This is a genomic window from Yoonia maricola (assembly GCF_002797915.1).
GTDB classification, from domain to species: Bacteria; Pseudomonadota; Alphaproteobacteria; order Rhodobacterales; family Rhodobacteraceae; genus Yoonia; species Yoonia maricola.
The window spans coordinates 49,666-67,903 of the sequence record NZ_PGTY01000005.1 but is presented as its reverse complement, the minus strand read 5'-3'; the positions used below and the strand labels follow the sequence as shown (position 1 = coordinate 67,903).

The following is an 18,238-nucleotide window of genomic DNA, read 5'->3' as shown; positions in this document are numbered from 1 at the left end:
TTGACGGCGCAGGATGAATGGGGCCTGACCCTAACGCGCTCTGATCGGGATGGTGAAGCTGCGCTGCGCACCGGGCGGAGGTGCTGGAAACGGGGCGGCTCCGCTGATCATGGCCACAGCGGCCTGATCGAACCGCGCATCACCGGATGATGCGGCAAGACTGACCGCCGCCAGAGAACCGCTTTCAGCGATCGTAAAGCTCACCCGTGCAATACCCGTTGCGCGAATGCGCGGCTGACGCTGGGACGCAATGCGTTGCTGGACAAGGCCCGGATAACTGGACACTGCGGCGTCACTTGCCGCTTGTTGGTTTGCTGCACCTGACGAGGCAGCCTGCCCCGCCGTCTGCCCACCAACAGCACCTGCACGCGCTGATGCCTGCGCATTGCCTTGTGGGGCCGGTGCTGGCGCTGGCTGTGCAGCCTCAGCGCGTGCGGCAACCTCTGGTGGGCGCGCCGTTGGTCGGGCGGAAACCGGTGGCGTGGTACTGTTGTCCTCTGGCACGGCAGTTGCTGTTTCAGGCACGGGTACCGTTGCCGTGACCGCTTTGGTGGCCTGCACAGTGTCTGACGGGGCAACAGGGGTCGCCGAAACAGGTGACGTCACGGATGGCGTCACAGGCGTCTGAACGGGTGTGATCGTATCGGGCTGCGCCACAGGGGCCGTGACGCCCGCCACCAAATCAACGAACGCCGTCCCCTCCATCGCCAATTCGGCACCGGTCCCACCCGCAATCGCGATGGGCGCCGGTGCCTCTTGCCATGCCAAGGCGCCAAGGTGCACAACCAGCGACACTGCCAACATCGCCACACCCACCCCGGCAGAGCGCGGCACTTGCGAAAGCGTACTCATTGCAGGCTCCGTTCTGCCACGACCATCACGCGCGACGCACCCGCCGCGCGCAAAGCCAGCGTAACCTCCATCAACCGTGCTGCTGATGCATCCCGGTCCGGCACGATGCGGGCAACCGCAGTGTCCAATGTACGCATATAGGCATCAACATCCGCCTCTGCGCCGCGAAACCGTAACACGCCATCGGCTGTCAGAACCAAAGCATCGGGCGGCTCTCTGCCTGCGATATTTTCTGTTCGGGCAAGGGTCAGATCAGGGTCCAGCGGGGGTGCTATCGTCCCTGCGACAAGGAAAAAGATCAGCATGAGGAACACGATATTGATCAATGCGATCGTAGGCTCTGGTTTGCGGCGCGGCGATGGGCGTTTCATTGCAAAACCGTCAGCGACAGATCCGGCACAGCGCGCAAAACAGCCAGAAGATCAATCAAACGCTGAGAACTGACACCCGGCTCCAATGACACCAACACCCGCGCACCAGTAAGTTCAGCTGGCAGGCTGCTGAACGCCACAGGCCGTCCTGCAAGCCGGACGTCAGCCTCACCCAGTTGCAAAAACGCGGCACCCGATGCAGCACCGGCACCCGACGCCGCCGCAGATACCTCTATCTCGCCATATCTTGAAAACGTTGATGTCAGCATGAAAAACAACAGCAGCAGAAAGATCACGTCCACAAGCGGGGTCAACGACAAGGCCCGCCGCCGAAAAGCGCGCTTAGGCATGCGCCGCGGCCAGATCACCGGCGAAATGGTCTGCCACGGGCTGCCTTGTCGGGCGGTGCGCGCGCGCCAGGGCGAGGTCGGCAAAGCTGCGTTCGCGGGCCATACGCGCCTCGAACCAAGTCAAAACCAGTGAGGTCGGCATCGCCACCGCAAGCCCAGCGGCCGTTGTCAAAAGCGCCACCCAAATCCCACCTGCCAGAATGGACGGATCAACCGCATTGCCAGCAGATTGCAACGCCTGAAACGCATCGATCATCCCAAGGACAGTGCCGAAAAGACCCAAAAGCGGCGCGATCTGCGCGATACTGTCAAGAATACGAAAACCGCCTTCCAAAACCTCCAGATTGGCATCGGCCTCCGCGTCCAGCCGGGCGCGCAGGTCCGCATCGGCGGGTGCTTTTATCGCTTTGGCAATGATCGGCGCCAGATGGCTGCGGCTGTCCAGCGCCAGCTTCTGCGCCTCGCTGACATCGCCCTGATCCCACGCATCAAGTGCGTTCCGCAGCAGCGTATGCCGCCCCACCCGCGCCGCGCCATGCTGCCAAAGCTTGTAAAACACTGTCGCGGCGGCCAGCACGGAAAGGGCCAGCAACAACATCACAACTGGTCCGCCAAGGTCAAGCGCGACCCCCAGACCGCTGCCAATCTGTTCCAACATGCCGGTCATTTCATCAACTCCACCCCAGCACGCGAGGACACTGAAAGAGCACTGTCACAGCTATCCGCACCCTCGCAACGCTGCACCCCGTTGATCAGAACACTGCCAATCCCATCGCAAGCAGTCCCGGCCAGATCAAACTGGCGCACCCGTAGGCTACCAGAGGGCAATGCGCCAAGGTCCAGCAAGGAAATCTGCGCAATCCCGCCTTCCGCATCAAAGGCCACGGCCTCAACAACAAGTGCGGCCAAATCGCTGCCGAACCCATTGCGTGCGACAAAGGTCAGCCGACAGGCCGTTTCAACCTGCGCAAGGCTGTCCAGCTGAAGCGACAGCGCCTGTTCTTGCGCCAGCGCCGGTGATGGCGGCACAGCAACTGAAAGTGCAAAAAGTGAAGCAATAAGGGGCCGAGTCACGCATATCTCCGAATCCTGACAAAAATAGTAGGTTTACTTTACGCTGATGTATCAGGATGTCGAGACAGATGCAGGGCATTTGTCGCAATGGCAGGCGTCAGTTTGCTCATCAATTGGTTGCCCTGCCCTGAAACCAGAACAGCCCCATGACGGTCCATCGTTCGGCATGAACGATCTCAACCAGCGCCATCTACAGACGGGTAAGCCGGTAAAGAGCGCGGGCGTTTGACCCGAAAGCCGCCTCCCGCGCAGGCCCATTCGGCACAAACGTCTTGGCAAGATCAAACCACGTCCCATAGGACGCCGCACAAGTCAGCACGGGCCAGTCGCTGCCCCAGACCAACCTTTCCGGGCCAAAGTGCGCAAACAAATGCGCCGCATAAGGCGCGATATCGGTGGCGTCCCAATCCGCGCTGGCCTCTGTCAACAGGCCCGACAGTTTGCAATAGGCGCCAGTTTCATCCGCAATGGTCGCAAGATCCTCTGCCCAATCAGCATACAGCCCGCCTGCGATGTCGGGTTTGGCACCGTGATCGACCACTGTACGCAAGTCCGGGTGGCGCGACAGCAGCTCGCGCAGTTGCGGCAAATGGCGCGGCAGAACCAGCGCATCAAACGCAAGGTCAGCAGCGATCATTGCCTCAAAAGCCGCCGTGAGGTCAGATCGCAGCATCCAGCTATCGTCGGCGATATCCTGGATCATCGGGCGCAGCCCCACCAGTTTGGGGTTGCGCGCAAGCCGCATGATATCATCCGCAGCAGCAGGGGCCGCAAAGTCGACCCAACCGACCACACCCAATACAAATGGTGCGCGCGCGGCGATGTCCAAAAGGAACGCTGTTTCGGCCATTGTGGGTGCGGCTTGCACCAAAATCGTGCCGTCAATGCCATGCAGGTCCAAATGGGGGGCCAGATCATCGGGCATAAAGTCCCGATAAAGCGGTTCAAGGTCCGGCGTCAGCCAACCGTAATCGCCCCGATCCAATGTCCAGAAATGCTGATGGGCATCGATGATCATGTGCCAATGACGCCTTTCTTGAGGATGATATTCCCGTAAAGCCGCGTTTCCCCCGTCTGGACGATGGCAAAAGCGGTTTTGGCACGTTCGTAAAAGGCAAAGCGTTCCAATTTGGCCAAGCTGGCGGGGGTGTCCGCTGTTGCTGTGATGATCTTTTTAAATGCGCCCACGATAGGTGGTACCGCGTCTGCATCTTCGACCACCTGCATGACCAATGCGGGGTCCGCGACAAATGTATCGAGGGGGAGCACCGTCAACACGGCTGCTAGAACATCGGTTGCGCTTACACCATCAAGCCGGTGACAGCGTTGCGACAGCGCAGTGCCCGGAAAATTCGCGTCCGCGATGACAATGTCATCGCCATGGCCCATGGCACGCAGGCTGTGCAGCAGATCGGGCGACAGGATCGGGGGAATATTACGCAGCATCAACAGGCCTCATTGGGACAGGCGCGTCATGGCGGATCAGACCTTCGGATTTCAGGTCAGACCACAACGCGGGTGGGATCTTGGTTTGAAAGATATCAACGTTCTGGCGGACTTCCTGCGGGGTGGCACCGCCAGGGATCACCGATTTCACTGCCCCGTGGCCCAAGGGAAACTGCAACGCGGCTGCAATCAATGGCGTGTCATGCGCCGCACAAACAGCGTCGAGCTTGTGCACCCGCTCCAGAATATCCGGCGGCGCGGGAGCATAATCATACCGCGCGCCTTCCACGGCACCGGTTGCAAGGATGCCGGAATTATAAGGCCCGCCCAGAATGATCCCAACATCGCGCTGCACACAAAGCGGTAAGAAGGTTTCAAGCGGATCTTGCTCCAGCAACGTATAGCGCCCGGCAAGCAAGAAGCCGTCAAAATCCGCCTCACCCAATAGGCGTTCGCAGATTTGCCAAGTGTTCACCCCCGCACCAATCGCCGCGATTTGTCCCGCTTCACGCAATTCGGTCAGCGCGCGGTATCCCCCGCGACTGAACAACTCGCGCAGCTTTTCGTCCTCGCCTGCTGCGCCATGGGTACCGGCATCGATATCATGCAAAAACAACATGTCGATCTGGTCGGTGCCAAGACGGGCGATGCTATCGGCATAGCTGCGCATGATCCCGTCATAGGTATAATCAAAGACGATCCGTTTTTGCGGCACATCAACGAAAGCCTCTGGCGTGACGTCTTCGGGCGCGCAATCCTCCAAAACCCGCCCGACCTTAGTCGATAGGATCATGGCATTGCGATCAAACCGGCGCAAAGCTTCGGCCATGCGCAGTTCGGACCGTCCCAGCCCGTATTGCGGGGCAGTGTCAAAATAGCGGATACCCGCGTTCCATGCTGCATCCAGTGTTGCCTGCGCCTCGTGCTCTTCAATCTTGCGATAAAGATTGCCCAGCGGCGCACCCCCGAACCCCAGTTGCGACAGATTCACAGGTGTCTGCGTGCGTAAATTCAGCGGGTGTGTTGTGGATAGGTCCATCATACCTCACGCAGTGTTGGGGCGGAAAAATTCAGGGTGCTGCAGCTCCAACGGTTCTATCCGTTTGATCAACTGACCAAGATGTTGCGACATGGCAATCTGTGCCGCCGTCGCGTCCTGAGCTTCGATCGCAGACAAAATGGCCTTGTGTTCCGCCACGGCTTCGCCCGGGCGCCCCTCTTCTGGCAGGATCAAAACGCGCGCGCGTTGCAATTGCAGCGACACTTGCGCCGCGGCATTGGCGACTTTCGGAAAACCTGTAAACGCCAGAATAAGATCGTGGAATTCCAAATCCGCCTCAAAGAAGCCCTGAAAATCCTGGTCTTCGACAAGCAAGCCCTGAAGGCGGATGTTGCGTGTCAACTTCATCAACTGGGCGTTGGTCCGTTCCAGCGCCACTTTGCGGACAGCGGCCACTTCGATGGCCTCGCGCAGAAAGTTCTCCTCGCGCAGTTCAGGAATAAAAAACCGCGAAACACGGGTGGCCGATTGCGGAATAATATCGACAAGGCCGTCGGTCGATAACCGGCCCAACGCCTCTGCCACAGGCGAACGCGAGACGCCCAATTGCGCGCAAAGGGCCCCTTTGCGCAACACAGTTCCCGGCGCAAGCGCCATGGACAGAATACTGTCGCGCAACGCTGTATAAACGCGCTGGCCCAGTGGTCCGTCCATTCCTGCGATATTGAGCATTGGTTTTGGTTCCGGCATGCGTCCTATCCTAAACTGACATGTTAGTTGACATGTGTAGCAAGTCAAGCTAGTCGTTACCTTACGAAACGCACCGCTGACACGCCAGAGGAACCGCGACATGAGCCAAGCGCCAAGGTCGATCACCCTGCACCCACAAGACAACGTGGCGATTGCATTGGCAGACATTGGCGCGGGCGAACATATCTGTGCGGCTGGGGTCACGGCGCTTGGTGCAATCAAGCAGGGTCACAAGATTGCGACAGTGCCGATTGCCGCCGGTCAGAATATCATGCGTTATGGGCAAACCATCGGGCAAGCCAATGTCGACATCGCGCCCGGCGAACATGTGCATGTTCAAAACCTCAGCATGGGTGAACATTCGCGCGACTATGCCCATGCAACCGCCGCAACCGCGCTTAAGGCCGCCACCGATGCACGCATGTTTGAGGGCTATCACCGCGCCGATGGGCGTGTCGGGACGCGCAACTATCTGGGGATCCTAACGTCGGTCAATTGTTCCGGCTCTGTGGCCAAGTTCATCGCGGAAGCGGCGGAAAAGTCCGGCCTGCTGGATGCCTTCCCCAATGTTGATGGGATTGTTCCAATCACCCATGGCACCGGCTGCGGGATGTCGGGCGAAAACGAAGGGTATGCGACACTGTTCCGCACGCTTTCTGGTTATGCGCAACACCCTAATTTTGGTGGTATCCTATTGATCGGGCTTGGCTGCGAAGTGATGCAGGTTTCCGCCCTTGTGGGGGGCCGTCCTATCCGTGCGGATGGCGCGTTGCGGTATATGACGATCCAGCAAGAAGGTGGCACACGCAAAACCATTGAAAAAGGTCTTGCAGAACTGCGCGGCATTGCGGAACTGGCGAACAAAGCCATGCGTGAACCAACCCCGATTTCCCATCTGACGGTGGGCATGCAATGTGGTGGATCTGATGGCTATTCCGGCATCACGGCCAACCCGGCACTTGGTGTGGCCTCTGACATGCTGGTACAGCATGGCGGCACCACAATACTGTCCGAAACCTCGGAAATTTATGGCGCAGAGCATCTTTTGACCCGGCGCGCCGCATCGGTAGAAGTTGGCAAAAAACTGATCGATCGTGTCCGGTGGTGGGAAGATTATACCGCCCGCAATCACGGCGAAATGGACAATAACCCAAGTCCCGGAAACAAACGGGGCGGGCTGACCACCATCCTTGAAAAGTCGCTGGGTGCTGTCGCCAAAAGCGGCAGCGCGCCCCTGACAGATGTCTATCTGTTTGGCGAAAAGATCGACAAGAAAGGCTTTGTCTTTATGGACAGCCCCGGCTTTGATCCGTGCTCGGTGACGGGGCAGATTGCCTCTGGTGCCAATCTGATCGTGTTCACGACAGGGCGCGGATCAGTGTCGGGTTACATGCCCACACCCTGCATCAAAATCGCCACAAACTCTGAAATGTATCAGCGCATGTCTGACGATATGGACATCAACTGCGGTGATATTGTCAGCGAAGGCGTGCCGCTTGCCGATAAGGGGGCCGACATCTTTGAGATGTTCATAGCCGTCGCATCCGGCAAACAGACAAAAAGCGAAGAACTGGGTTTTGGCGGGGTCGAATTCGTGCCTTGGCAGATCGGCGCAGTAATGTGAGCGGGGAGGCAAACATGACGTTGAACGATAAAACACTTCTGATCACGGCGGCAGGGCAAGGCATTGGTGCGGCCAGTGCGCGGGCCTGTGCTGCCGCAGGCGCAGAGGTGATCGCGACGGATGTGAACGGCGATTTATTGACGGCGCTGGACGGCGTGTCAGGGATTGAGACCCGCGTGCTTGATGTTACAGACCCCACCGCCATCACAGCCCTTGCCGCCGATTTGCCTGATCTGGATGGCCTGTTCAACTGTGCCGGCGTTGTGCACCATGGCACTGTTCTCGATCTGACAGACAGTGACTGGGATTTCGCAGTGAACCTGAATGTCACATCAATGGTGCGCATGTGCCGCGCGTTCATTCCGGGGCTTTTGCGCCGTGCGCAAACGACGGGCAGCGCTGCGGTGCTGAACATGGCCTCGATGGCGTCATCAGAAAAAGGGTTCGTGAACCGCACCGCCTATGGTGCAACCAAAGCGGCTGTCATCGGACTGACCAAGGCAATTGCCGCCGACTTTGTCACGCAGAACCTGCGCTGCAATGCGCTCTGCCCCGGCACAGTGGATACACCGTCATTACGAGGGCGCATCGCATCCGCGCCGGACCCTGTTCAGGCGGAAAAAGACTTTATCGCGCGCCAACCCATGGGGCGTTTGGCCACGGTCGATGATTTGACACCAACGGTCGTGCATCTGCTGTCGGATGGCAGCCGGTTCATCACGGGTCAGGCCGTTTTGGTGGACGGCGGCGTTACGATCTAGCGCGGGATTGATTTGGTTTGGGAGGGCCAAAACATGACATTTCTAGTCGAGATGAGAGGGATCGAGAAACGCTTTCCGGGTGTTCATGCCCTCAAAGCAGTGCAGTTCGACCTGCAGCCGGGCGAAGTGCACGCGCTGATGGGCGAAAACGGCGCTGGCAAGTCAACATTGATGAAAATCATGTCTGGCATCTACCCCCGCGACGGGGGCGAAATGTTCGTAGACGGCCAGCCAGCCACACCTGACGGGCCACGCGCGGCCCAAGACCTTGGTATCGGGATCATCCATCAGGAACTGAGCCTGATGAACGATCTGACCGCAGCGCAGAATGTGCTGATCGGACGTGAGCCGCGCCGCAGCTTTGGCCGTTTGGACGAGCCCGCGTTGAACGCGAAAACAGCCGAAATCTTCGCTTCACTTAACCTCGCCATGGACCCGCGCACGCAGGTCGGCACGCAGACCATTGCGCGCCAACAGTTGATCGAAATCGCCAAGGCGCTGTCCTATAATCCACGCGTTCTGATCATGGATGAACCCACCGCCGCGCTGAACGATGCCGAAATAAACGAGCTGTTCAAGGTGATCGCAAAGCTCAAGGCGGATGGTGTGGGCATTGTCTATATCAGCCACCGTATGGATGAGATCAAGCGCATCGCTGACCGCGTGACCATCCTGCGCGATGGCGCATATATTGATACCGTGGATGCGGCAGACACCCCACTGTCCAAGATCATCCAACTGATGGTCGGGCGCGAAGTCACCCAAAACGCCCCTGACATTCCCGACACAACACGCAACGACGTGGCACTGGAGGTCCAAAACCTGTCGCATGGCAAAGACGTGCGCAACGTCAGCTTTTCTGTCCGCAAGGGTGAGATACTCGGCTTTGCGGGCCTGATGGGCGCGGGCCGGACCGAAGTGGCGCGGATCATCTTCGGCGCTGATCCCAAAGACAGTGGTGCGATTTTCGTGCATGGCCAGCAGGTTGATATCCGCACACCAAATGCCGCCGTGCAGGCGGGCATCGGATACCTCTCTGAGGATCGCAAACATTTTGGCCTTGCTGTGGATATGACCGTGCGGGCCAACATAGCGATGGCGCATCTGGGTGAATTTACCAACAGATTGGGCGTTCTGGACGAAGGCGCGATGAATGATACCGCGCTGGCATATATTGACCAACTTGGTATCCGCACCCCGTCCGACATGCAGGACGTGCGGCTTTTGTCAGGCGGGAACCAGCAAAAGGTCGTTATCGCCAAATGGCTTTTGCGCGACTGCGATGTGCTGATCTTCGATGAACCGACCCGCGGCATTGATGTGGGCGCCAAATCAGAGATCTACGCATTGCTTGAGGATCTGGCAGCGCAAGGGTGCGCGATCATCGTGATTTCATCCGAATTGCCCGAAGTCATGCGCCTCAGCCACCGCATCGCGGTGATGTGCGAGGGGCGTTTGACCGGCATACTGCCTGGCGGTGCCGCGACAACCCAGGAACAGATTATGGAATTGGCCACACAGCGTGACACTGCATCTGTGGGCACGGAGGATGTAATATGACTGCCAGCACACCCGGTGCCCCAACTGCAACCTTGTCGCGCATCATCGCGGCAGGCACCCACCAGCGCGTTCTCGCCTTCGCAAGTCTGATTATTTTGTTGATCGGATTTTCGATTGCTTCGCCCAACTTCATGCAGACGTCAAATATGATCGCGATTTTGCAAGCGACATCTGTCAATGGCGTCTTGGCGATTGCGGTCACCCTGGTGATCATCACCGGCGGCATTGACCTGTCGGTTGGCACGATGATGACATTCTGCGCGGTGATCACAGGCGTGGTTTTGACCTATGCCGGTATGCCGCTGATGCTGGGTGTCATTGCCGCGGTGCTAACAGGGGCCTTGTGTGGCGCGTTATCGGGCACGTTTGTTGCCAAGATGGCGATCCCGCCGTTTATTGCCACCCTTGGCATGATGCTGATCCTCAAGGGGCTGAGCCTCGTGATTTCAGGCACCCGCCCGATCTATTTCAACGACACGCCGGGCTTTAGCGAAATCTCGCGGGGGTCCATCATTGGCGACATCATCCCGTCTGTGCCTATTCCGAACGGTGTGCTGATCTTGTTCATCGTGGCAATGGTCACCGCTTACATCCTGAACCGGACCGTGCTGGGGCGCTACTGCTTTGCGCTTGGCTCGAACGAAGAATCTGTGCGCCTGTCAGGGGTCAATACAGACCGCTGGAAAATCGCGATTTATGCACTGGCCGGTGCCATTGTCGGGATCGCCGGTCTGCTGATCGCCTCACGCCTCAACTCTGCACAACCCGCCTTGGGCCTTGGATACGAGCTTGAAGCCATCGCCGCAGTCGTCATCGGCGGCACATCCCTGTCTGGTGGCCGAGGGTCGATCCTTGGCTCACTGATCGGCGCATTGATCATGGCAGTGCTGACCAACGGGCTGCGCGTGCTGTCGGTTGCGCAGGAATGGCAAACCGTTGTCACCGGGGCAATTATTATTCTGGCCGTCTACGCCGACATGATGCGCCGCAAAAAATCCAACTGACAAGGCATTACCAAAACCCGACCAACACTGCGGTCAGGTTAAACGACAACCGAGGAGGAAATCACATGTTGTCACGTCGCGTAGTTATTGGCGCCCTTAGCGCCTCACTTGCTCTGGGGTCTGCGTCCACCGTCAGCGCCCAGGACGAAGTCTATATCCCCATGATATCCAAAGGGTTCCAGCACCAGTTCTGGCAGGCCGTCAAAACCGGGGCCGATCAAGCCGCAGAAGAACTTGGCGTGCGGATCACATTCGAAGGTCCAGACAATGAAACCATGGTCGACCGTCAGATTGATATGTTGGCAGCCGCGTTGGCAAATGACCCCGCTGCAATTGGTTTTGCAGCACTCGACAGTCAGGCCGCCATCCCCTTGTTGCGTGAAGCAGCCGAGGCGGGCATCCCGGTCATCGCGTTTGACAGCGGTGTTGACAGTGACATCCCGATGGCCACCGCCACCACCGACAATGTCGCTGCTGCCGCGCTGGCCGCTGATAAAATGGCAGAATTTCTGGGTGGTGAAGGCACCGTTGCCGTTGTCGCACATGATCAGACAAGCCGCACCGGCATTGACCGCCGCGATGGTTTCCTGAACCAGATGGCAAGCGCCTATCCAAATATCGAAGTTGTCACCGTCCAATATGGTGCCGGCGATCAACTGCAATCCACCGAGGTCGCCAAGGCCATCCTGACGGCAAACCCTGATCTGGACGGCATGTTCGGCACCAACGAAGGCTCTGCCATCGGGATCGTGAATGCCGCCCGCGAGATGGGCACCGAAGGCGTGACTATCATCGGCTACGATTCTGGCAAGGCACAGACGGATGCGATCCGCGACGGTTTGATGGCCGGTGCGATCACGCAAAACCCCGTCGGCATCGGCTATGAAACGGTCAAAGCCGCAGTTGCTGCGATGAATGGTGAGGACCTGCCAGAGGTCATCGACACTGGTTTCTACTATTATGATCAGTCCAATATTGATAACCCTGAAATTCAGGCAGTTCTTTACGATTGATCACACGACTGTCGCAGCCTGCTTCTCCCTCGGGCTGCGACATCCCCATTCTTTGATGTCAGAGGACCACATGAAATTACTACGTTATGGACCAACAGGTCAGGAAAAACCCGGCTGTCTTGATGATGAAGGCCGCGTGCGCGATCTGTCTGGTCACGTGGCCGACATTGTGGGCGATGTATTGTTGCCGGACAGTATGACACGCCTGAAGGATCTTGATGTTGCCACCCTGCCGCTGGTTGACGGCACCCCACAAGACGATCTGCGGCTTGGTCCCTGCGTTGGTGGGACTGGCAAGTTTGTCTGCATTGGTCTGAATTATGCCGATCACGCCGCGGAAAGCGGTCTGGACGTGCCACCCGAACCGGTGATTTTCAACAAATGGACCTCGGCCATTATCGGACCAGACGATGATGTCGTGATCCCGCGCGGATCGAAAAAGACCGATTGGGAGGTCGAACTTGGTATCGTGATCGGCAAAGGCGGCGCTTATATCGATGAAGCCAAGGCGATGGATCACATCGCTGGTTTTTGTGTTATCAATGACGTGTCCGAACGCGAATTCCAGATCGAACGCGCTGGCACATGGGACAAAGGCAAAGGCTGCGATACCTTCGGCCCAACCGGTCCGTGGCTGGTCACACCTGACGAGGTCGGAGATTACAACGCGCTTGGCATGTGGCTTGAGGTGGATGGCACGCGCCACCAAAACGGATCAACCGCGACCATGGTGTTCAAAGTCCCGCATCTCGTTTCATATTGCTCACAATTCATGAGCTTTCAGCCTGGTGATATCATCTCGACAGGCACACCTCCCGGCGTCGGGATGGGATTGACACCGCAGACCTATCTAAAGGGCGGTGAAACCATGCGCCTTGGGATTGATGGGTTGGGCGTACAAACCCAGAAAGTGCGCACCGCACAATAGGGCGGTGCAACTTGGCCAGCCGTGGCTGGCCAAGCAATGATCAGTATGCCGCGATCATATCTGTGACAAGATCATAAAGCTCTTGGGCAGGCAGGCCTGCAGCGCTGTTGACAGCGATCCACTGCTGCGCAGCCGGGGCAGCAACTTCTTCGTCAATCGCTGCAAGAATTTCATCATTGATGTTCAATTCCATGACAAAGTTCTCTTGCATCGCCGGACCCCAGTCAGCCATCGTCACATTGGTGTAGTAATCCACATAGTGATCAAGGGCCTCTTCCACGGATGACAGCAGTGCCACGCGGTTTGGCGTCGACAGGCTGTCGAGCGCATCGGTATTCACGACAACGGGGCAGTTCGACGTGCCGGGGTTCAGGTTTGATGTCCACCAGACACCGCTTTCGACGGTACGGAACGCCATATGCGCATGTGGTGCAAAAGCGGCAGCTTGGACGCTGCCTTCGCTCAATGCTTCACGGACATTAGGTGCAGGGATGGTAACTGATTCAGCACCAAGCGCCTCAATCGCCAAACCAACACCACCAGAAGACCGGATCGTCATGCCACGAAAAGACCCAAGTGACATCGGCGGTTGGCCAACCCCGATGATGTTGTTCTGCGGCTGGGGTGACGGCATCAACAAGGTCGCGTTCCAGCGCGACATATCTGCCACGACAGCCGGGTGGTTATAAACCGCAACGGACAACTCACGCTCCAGCTCCAGCGAAGAAACGCCAAGGAAGGGCAGTTCCAGCACGGAAAGAAGCGGTGTCTTTTCGGGGTGATAGCCGTTGCAGAACTGCGCCATCTCGAACGTACCAGCAGCGATATTATCCAGGTTTTCGCGGCTGGGCGACAGACCGCCGTAGTCGATGTTCAAAGTGAACTCACCACCAGTCTTTTCGTCGACCAACTCTGCCAGACGTTCAACATGTTCGGTAAATGCGCGGCGGCTTCCCCAAAGAGAAACATCCCATACAATCGGTCCGGCAGCTTCTGCGCTGGCGTCTGTTGGACATCCCGCACCGAAACAAGAGAACATATCGCGCGACACGCGCATCGGCCCCAAGGTTGAATTGATCACAAATGATGTGTCAGTGACCTCTAATAGCGTCCCGGTCAAAACCGGACCACTGTTGTTTTCCATCCGAAGCTCGACTTCCTGTGCAGTGACAGAGGCGGGCAACGCCAGTGCCACCATCAATGTGCCCGTCGCGGCACCTTTGCCTTTGATCCAATCAAACATCGTTTTTCCTTTCAGCGCGCTGTGGTCCCGCATTATATCACATACGGTGATCTGAGGCGACGCAAAGCCAATTATCATAGTTAATTAATGACCGTGTAAAATGGGAATAAGGCCAAACTATGCATAAACTTTGGCCTGTGGTTGACCTTACCGGTGCGTCTTAGAGAATATGCCGACAGAACCATGTATGACGCTAGGTTAAGCTATGCCAGCATAAGAGAACCGCGGCCAAGACGACTCACCCAGTAACCGCAGTTGTCAACTGTCTGTTCCTTCACGGGCCGGTTAATCCACGGGTCCTTTTTTGGACCCCGACGCAAAACCATGGCGATAAAATGGCTGCCTTATCAGCCCAAAGGGTGCCGCTTGCCTACAAGGCTCAGGGCAAGGCCCAAGGTTACCAATGTCGCTGAACACAATGCACCGACGCCAGCCGTTTCGCCCAGAAAAACCACGCCAAGGCCAAGTGTCACCACAGGGATCAACGCAGGCAGGCTTGCCCCGGCGACAGGCCCCAAAAGCTCGGCAGACCGGTTGAACGCATAAAGCGCGGCGACGCTGACAAGAACGCCCTGAAACCCGGCCTGCAACAGCACATCCGCCACCGGCGCATCGAAAATTTGTTTTGGTAAGGCCGCAACATAGATGGGCAAGTAAAGGACGGCAGACCCCACCGCAACAATTGCTGTCGCGTTCAGCGCAGGAATGGCCGCACGCCGAACGATCAAAGAATAGCTCGCCCACATCATACCGGTTCCAATCAAAATCAGATGGCCCGTCGTCATGGCCCCACCTGCTGCCGTAAACAGGGCAATCCCCAGCGTTGTCGCCACCAAGCCCACCAACCGCGTCTTGCCGATAGGATCACCCAAGATCACCCGGCCCAACACGACAGAGCCGATAGCCATCACCCCCGGATTAAGGGCCCCCGCCGCCGCCGCAGGGGCGGTCTTCATCGCCAAGGCAACCAGCAACACATATGGCGCGCCAAACGCGACCACCATGACAACAAGACCACCCAGCCCGATCAGGTCCGTCCCGATACCGCGCTGCAACGCGACCGGTGCCAGTATCAAGGCGGCCACACCAAACCGTAGCGTCGTGAGATCATAGGCGTTCAGGGTCGTCGTCACCCCAAACCGAAGCATGACCAAAGACCCAGACCAAACCGTAATGGCGACTGTGGCCCAGCCCAGACCGCAAAGCATATTCCGCGACATCCCATCTCCTTATTGACAGAACCAAGGATAGGCTTTGCGGTATGTTGAGAAAAACGATATGAACTCATTATATGATACAGGATACCTCAACAATAAATACCGCGGCAGACGCCAATGCGGTGAACCGCACGCTCAATCTGGACGCGCTGCGCAGCTTCGTCGCCATTTGCGAGACACGGTCGTTCCGCCGCGCGGCAAAGCAGGTCCATAAATCGCCTTCGGCTGTCAGCCTTCAAATCGGCAAGCTGGAAACATTGCTGGGCGTCCGCCTGCTGGACCGGGATGCGCGGCATGTCGCGCTCACGGACCAAGGCGGCATGCTGCTGGGTCAGGCCCGTCGCATTCTGGGCCTGCATGACGAAACCGTTGCGCTCTTTCACCGGTCCCCACTCGCGGGCCGCTTGTCGTTATATGCACCACATGATCTTGGCGTCACACTTGTGCCGGGTCTGTTGCGGCGTCTGTCCGAACGACACCCGGATGTTCAGGTGGATGTGCGGCTGGGAACCAGCGAAATTGTGAAACAGGGTCTCACGGACGGCACAGCCAATCTGGCCCTGTTCAACGATGTGGGGGCATCAGATGTTCCTGCACATGACCTGTATTCGGAACCCTTGAAATGGCTGGTTCTGGATGGTGGGCGGGCTGCGCAGCAAGACCCGCTCCCGCTGGCTGTGGCAGAGGTAAAATGCGCGTGGCGTGACGCAGCACTGACGGCGCTGCAAGCGGCAGCCCGTGCTTATCGGATCGCCTATTCCAGCGACACATCAATGGGGCAAATCGCGGCACTCAGGGCCGATCTTGCGATCGCCGCATTGCCTGTGTCGCTGGCAGATCGCGATCTGGTCGAGGCACCTTTGCATCACAACCTGCCGCAACTGCCGCTCACCCATATTCGCATCGCCGACGATGGCAGCGCATTGGCAAAGGCCTTCGTGGCACTGGTTGCGGCAGACACAGGATCCGGCGCGGTTTCACCGGTCCCTTGATCACGATGCCAGACTGGCATCCCCAGCGTAACATTGTAAGGGGCCGTCGCGGCCAACGCCGGACAGATAAGCCACAGAAATGTTTCAAAAACAGCAAAAACTGTGACCCCGGATAAACGACCCAACACCTCTTTTCACAGCGCCGCGAGGTGGGATGTCACTCCGTCTCATGCCTTGTAAGTTGCCATTCAGAAGATACGCATTGGTAAAGGAAAACGCAGATGAAAAAATTCATTCTTTCGACAGCAGCAATGGTGCTGACGTCGGCCATGGCCACCGCCAGCTTTGCTGGTGAGCAATATATCGATGAGACCGGTTTTGCCGTCTCAGGCTATGATGTTGTGGCCTATTTTGACCTGCCACAATCCGAGGTCGGGACAGCCCAACCTGCAGGTGTTCCGGGTCAGGCCGATATTATAGCCGAACATAACGGTGCTGTCTTTGCCTTTTCTACGGAAGAAAACCGCGACCGTTTTGTCGCTGATCCAGACAATTTCGTACCCCAGTACGACGGCCACTGCGCCTATGGCGTGGCCCAGGGCGGCAAAGTGCCCGGCAACCCCAACCTTTGGCGCATTGTGGATGGTGAACTGTTCTTGAACATCACCGAAAACGTCGTCAGCTTTTGGGAAGAGGACATTCCCGGCAACATCAGCGTCGCCGAAAACAACTGGACTGGGTTGGAATCCATGGGTGCGTCACAGAACACCATTCCGCAGTTCACCTCACCTGCCCCTTTGCAGTAAAGCATGAAGCGTCTTTCACGACGCGTGGTCCTGACCGGTTTGGTCGGGACCACAGCACTTTGTGTGACAGCCTATGCCATCGCAGGTGACAGCGAAACGCTGACCCCGCAACAGGCGTTCGCGGCGGCCGGGACAGGTGATATCCTTCTTGTTGATATCCGCCGCCCAGATGAATGGCAAAGCACAGGTATCGCCCAATATGCAGTGCCCATCGATATGCGGCGCGCTGATTTCGCCACTGCCGTCCTCGCTGCGCGCCGGTCGCCTACGCAACCCATCGCATTGATTTGCGCGCGCGGCGTCCGGTCCGCAAGGATGACTGCGCGTCTGACAGATGCGGGTGTGACCCCGATCATTGATATCCCCGAAGGCATGCTTGGATCTTTTGCTGGACCGGGGTGGGTCAAACGTGGTTTGCCTGTCGTGGAATGGGATACCGACAGCCAAGAAGACACAACATGATACCACCCAAATATGCAGCACTCCTTGGTGCTTTCCTGACCGTGGCTGGCGTTTCCACGACCGCCGCTGCGTGTTCGGCAGACACCCCCTGCGAGGTCGCGGACGGCACATATGTCGTCGCCCTGCCCCCCGATCATACCGCGCCGCCACCCGCCGTTGTTTTCGTACATGGCTTTGGCGGCAGCGGCACGGGCGTGATGCGCCGCACCGACATGGTGCAGACCTTCACCGATCGCGGCTATGCTGTGATTGCCCCTGACGGTCTGCAACGGCAGGGTGCCAACGGCAGGTCATGGTCATTTCACCCCATGCGGCCCCAGCGCCGCGACGAGATCGCCTTTCTGACCGCTGTGCGCGATGACGCGATTGCACGCCATGGGATCGACCCTGACAGGATTATTCTTGCAGGGTTTTCCATTGGCGGGTCGATGACCGCCTATCTGGCCTGTGCCGCCCCCGATACCTTTGCCGCCTATGTCCCTGTGGGTGGCAACTTCTGGCGACCGCATCCTACAGAATGCGCAGGCCCAGTGCGGATGTTGCATACCCATGGGTGGACAGATGGGACAGTGCCACTGGAAGGGCGTGTGCTGCGCGGCACAGACAGCCGCGATCCGGGTGCGCTTATGCAAGGTGATGTCTTTCACGCCATGGCGATTTGGCGCGAAACGAACGAATGCTTCCAGCTGCGACCAGATGGCTATGTCACCGAAGGGCCATTTCTGATCCGCGAATGGACCAATTGTGCGCCCGGCAGCGCCCTGGCCTTCGCACTCTTCCCCGGCGGACACGTCATCCCCCCGGATTGGTCCACGCTAGCGCTGGACTGGTTTGAAGCGCTCTGA

General features: G+C 58.0%; 21 protein-coding genes. 10 read left to right on the top strand and 11 right to left on the bottom strand.

Translation table 11 applies throughout. The features are described from left to right. Positions 1-30: 30 nt before the first annotated feature. From BC777_RS18770 to BC777_RS18730, 9 genes are all read right to left on the bottom strand, one after another. Positions 31-852, bottom strand: coding sequence for an energy transducer TonB (locus BC777_RS18770; RefSeq protein ID WP_100369760.1), 822 nt, complete (start codon positions 850-852; stop codon positions 31-33). Continuing rightward, positions 849-1,223, bottom strand: a complete 375-nt coding sequence (locus BC777_RS18765; protein WP_100369759.1) for an ExbD/TolR family protein — start codon at positions 1,221-1,223, stop codon at positions 849-851. Before BC777_RS18765 ends, BC777_RS18770 begins: the two co-directional genes overlap by 4 nt. Then, positions 1,220-1,573 (bottom strand): biopolymer transporter ExbD, encoded by a 354-nt coding sequence (locus BC777_RS18760; RefSeq protein ID WP_100369758.1) that lies wholly within the window; start codon positions 1,571-1,573, stop codon positions 1,220-1,222. The genes BC777_RS18765 and BC777_RS18760 overlap by 4 nt, the downstream gene beginning before the upstream one ends. Continuing rightward, on the bottom strand, positions 1,566-2,231 hold the full coding sequence (locus tag BC777_RS18755; RefSeq protein WP_100369757.1) for a MotA/TolQ/ExbB proton channel family protein: 666 nt from the start codon (positions 2,229-2,231) through the stop codon (positions 1,566-1,568). Before BC777_RS18755 ends, BC777_RS18760 begins: the two co-directional genes overlap by 8 nt. A gap of 5 nt (positions 2,232-2,236) precedes the next feature. Beyond that, positions 2,237-2,647, bottom strand: coding sequence for a hypothetical protein (locus BC777_RS18750; protein ID WP_100369756.1), 411 nt, complete (start codon positions 2,645-2,647; stop codon positions 2,237-2,239). A gap of 190 nt (positions 2,648-2,837) precedes the next feature. Continuing rightward, positions 2,838-3,665 (bottom strand): amidohydrolase family protein, encoded by an 828-nt coding sequence (locus BC777_RS18745; RefSeq protein ID WP_100369755.1) that lies wholly within the window; start codon positions 3,663-3,665, stop codon positions 2,838-2,840. After that, positions 3,662-4,093: an RbsD/FucU family protein gene (locus BC777_RS18740; RefSeq protein ID WP_100369754.1), complete on the bottom strand. Its 432-nt coding sequence runs from the start codon at positions 4,091-4,093 to the stop codon at positions 3,662-3,664. Before BC777_RS18740 ends, BC777_RS18745 begins: the two co-directional genes overlap by 4 nt. Further along, complete coding sequence (locus BC777_RS18735; RefSeq protein WP_311135481.1) at positions 4,083-5,135, bottom strand: aldo/keto reductase; 1,053 nt, start codon at positions 5,133-5,135, stop codon at positions 4,083-4,085. Before BC777_RS18735 ends, BC777_RS18740 begins: the two co-directional genes overlap by 11 nt. A gap of 3 nt (positions 5,136-5,138) precedes the next feature. Further along, entirely contained in the window at positions 5,139-5,843 is a 705-nt protein-coding gene (locus BC777_RS18730; RefSeq protein ID WP_245834498.1) for a GntR family transcriptional regulator, read from the bottom strand. A gap of 100 nt (positions 5,844-5,943) precedes the next feature. Between BC777_RS18730 and BC777_RS18725 the strand changes: the two genes are divergently transcribed. From BC777_RS18725 to BC777_RS18700, 6 genes are all read left to right on the top strand, one after another. Next, positions 5,944-7,467: a D-arabinonate dehydratase gene (locus BC777_RS18725; protein ID WP_100369753.1), complete on the top strand. Its 1,524-nt coding sequence runs from the start codon at positions 5,944-5,946 to the stop codon at positions 7,465-7,467. A gap of 14 nt (positions 7,468-7,481) precedes the next feature. Further along, positions 7,482-8,228, top strand: coding sequence for an SDR family oxidoreductase (locus BC777_RS18720; protein ID WP_100369752.1), 747 nt, complete (start codon positions 7,482-7,484; stop codon positions 8,226-8,228). Positions 8,229-8,261: 33 nt separating this feature from the next. Beyond that, the gene (locus BC777_RS18715; RefSeq protein ID WP_100369751.1) at positions 8,262-9,788 is read left to right on the top strand and encodes a sugar ABC transporter ATP-binding protein; all 1,527 of its coding nucleotides are present in this window, start codon (positions 8,262-8,264) and stop codon (positions 9,786-9,788) included. Then, entirely contained in the window at positions 9,785-10,792 is a 1,008-nt protein-coding gene (locus BC777_RS18710; protein WP_100369750.1) for an ABC transporter permease, read from the top strand. The genes BC777_RS18715 and BC777_RS18710 overlap by 4 nt, the downstream gene beginning before the upstream one ends. A 65-nt stretch (positions 10,793-10,857) precedes the next feature. After that, positions 10,858-11,805 (top strand): ABC transporter substrate-binding protein, encoded by a 948-nt coding sequence (locus BC777_RS18705; RefSeq protein ID WP_100369749.1) that lies wholly within the window; start codon positions 10,858-10,860, stop codon positions 11,803-11,805. Positions 11,806-11,875: 70 nt separating this feature from the next. After that, positions 11,876-12,733 carry a fumarylacetoacetate hydrolase family protein gene (locus BC777_RS18700; protein WP_100369748.1) on the top strand — a complete coding sequence of 286 codons (858 nt, stop codon included), beginning with the start codon at positions 11,876-11,878 and terminating at the stop codon, positions 12,731-12,733. Positions 12,734-12,773: 40 nt separating this feature from the next. On the opposite strand, the gene BC777_RS18695 is transcribed toward BC777_RS18700, so the two are convergent. After that, the gene (locus BC777_RS18695) at positions 12,774-13,976 is read right to left on the bottom strand and encodes a type 2 periplasmic-binding domain-containing protein (protein ID WP_245834497.1); all 1,203 of its coding nucleotides are present in this window, start codon (positions 13,974-13,976) and stop codon (positions 12,774-12,776) included. Positions 13,977-14,323: 347 nt separating this feature from the next. Beyond that, entirely contained in the window at positions 14,324-15,196 is an 873-nt protein-coding gene (locus BC777_RS18690) for a DMT family transporter (RefSeq protein WP_100369746.1), read from the bottom strand. Between the two features lie 71 nt (positions 15,197-15,267). On the opposite strand from BC777_RS18690, the gene BC777_RS18685 reads away from it, so the two are divergent. The 4 genes from BC777_RS18685 to BC777_RS18670 all read left to right on the top strand — a co-directional run bounded on the left by BC777_RS18685 (position 15,268) and on the right by BC777_RS18670 (position 18,238). Beyond that, a complete protein-coding gene (locus tag BC777_RS18685) occupies positions 15,268-16,185 on the top strand; it encodes a LysR family transcriptional regulator (RefSeq protein ID WP_100369745.1) in 918 nt (305 codons plus the stop codon). A gap of 221 nt (positions 16,186-16,406) precedes the next feature. Continuing rightward, the gene (locus BC777_RS18680; protein ID WP_100369744.1) at positions 16,407-16,931 is read left to right on the top strand and encodes a YHS domain-containing (seleno)protein; all 525 of its coding nucleotides are present in this window, start codon (positions 16,407-16,409) and stop codon (positions 16,929-16,931) included. A 3-nt stretch (positions 16,932-16,934) separates the two neighbouring features. After that, positions 16,935-17,393 (top strand): rhodanese-like domain-containing protein, encoded by a 459-nt coding sequence (locus tag BC777_RS18675; RefSeq protein WP_133122597.1) that lies wholly within the window; start codon positions 16,935-16,937, stop codon positions 17,391-17,393. Next, a complete protein-coding gene (locus BC777_RS18670) occupies positions 17,390-18,238 on the top strand; it encodes a CE1 family esterase (RefSeq protein WP_100369742.1) in 849 nt (282 codons plus the stop codon). Before BC777_RS18675 ends, BC777_RS18670 begins: the two co-directional genes overlap by 4 nt.

Excerpts from the sequence above, each read along its gene's own strand:
- BC777_RS18770 (WP_100369760.1), bottom strand. The coding sequence starts at position 852 with ATGAGTACGCTTTCGCAAGTGCCGCGCTCTGCCGGGGTGGGTGTGGCG.
- BC777_RS18765 (WP_100369759.1), bottom strand. The coding sequence starts at position 1,223 with ATGAAACGCCCATCGCCGCGCCGCAAACCAGAGCCTACGATCGCATTG.
- BC777_RS18760 (WP_100369758.1), bottom strand. The coding sequence starts at position 1,573 with ATGCCTAAGCGCGCTTTTCGGCGGCGGGCCTTGTCGTTGACCCCGCTT.
- BC777_RS18755 (WP_100369757.1), bottom strand. The coding sequence starts at position 2,231 with ATGTTGGAACAGATTGGCAGCGGTCTGGGGGTCGCGCTTGACCTTGGC.
- BC777_RS18745 (WP_100369755.1), bottom strand. The coding sequence starts at position 3,665 with ATGATCATCGATGCCCATCAGCATTTCTGGACATTGGATCGGGGCGAT.
- BC777_RS18740 (WP_100369754.1), bottom strand. The coding sequence starts at position 4,093 with ATGCTGCGTAATATTCCCCCGATCCTGTCGCCCGATCTGCTGCACAGC.
- BC777_RS18735 (WP_311135481.1), bottom strand. The coding sequence starts at position 5,135 with ATGATGGACCTATCCACAACACACCCGCTGAATTTACGCACGCAGACA.
- BC777_RS18730 (WP_245834498.1), bottom strand. The coding sequence starts at position 5,843 with ATGCCGGAACCAAAACCAATGCTCAATATCGCAGGAATGGACGGACCA.
- BC777_RS18725 (WP_100369753.1), top strand. The coding sequence starts at position 5,944 with ATGAGCCAAGCGCCAAGGTCGATCACCCTGCACCCACAAGACAACGTG.
- BC777_RS18720 (WP_100369752.1), top strand. The coding sequence starts at position 7,482 with ATGACGTTGAACGATAAAACACTTCTGATCACGGCGGCAGGGCAAGGC.
- BC777_RS18715 (WP_100369751.1), top strand. The coding sequence starts at position 8,262 with ATGACATTTCTAGTCGAGATGAGAGGGATCGAGAAACGCTTTCCGGGT.
- BC777_RS18710 (WP_100369750.1), top strand. The coding sequence starts at position 9,785 with ATGACTGCCAGCACACCCGGTGCCCCAACTGCAACCTTGTCGCGCATC.
- BC777_RS18705 (WP_100369749.1), top strand. The coding sequence starts at position 10,858 with ATGTTGTCACGTCGCGTAGTTATTGGCGCCCTTAGCGCCTCACTTGCT.
- BC777_RS18700 (WP_100369748.1), top strand. The coding sequence starts at position 11,876 with ATGAAATTACTACGTTATGGACCAACAGGTCAGGAAAAACCCGGCTGT.
- BC777_RS18695 (WP_245834497.1), bottom strand. The coding sequence starts at position 13,976 with ATGTTTGATTGGATCAAAGGCAAAGGTGCCGCGACGGGCACATTGATG.
- BC777_RS18690 (WP_100369746.1), bottom strand. The coding sequence starts at position 15,196 with ATGTCGCGGAATATGCTTTGCGGTCTGGGCTGGGCCACAGTCGCCATT.
- BC777_RS18685 (WP_100369745.1), top strand. The coding sequence starts at position 15,268 with ATGATACAGGATACCTCAACAATAAATACCGCGGCAGACGCCAATGCG.
- BC777_RS18680 (WP_100369744.1), top strand. The coding sequence starts at position 16,407 with ATGAAAAAATTCATTCTTTCGACAGCAGCAATGGTGCTGACGTCGGCC.
- BC777_RS18675 (WP_133122597.1), top strand. The coding sequence starts at position 16,935 with ATGAAGCGTCTTTCACGACGCGTGGTCCTGACCGGTTTGGTCGGGACC.
- BC777_RS18670 (WP_100369742.1), top strand. The coding sequence starts at position 17,390 with ATGATACCACCCAAATATGCAGCACTCCTTGGTGCTTTCCTGACCGTG.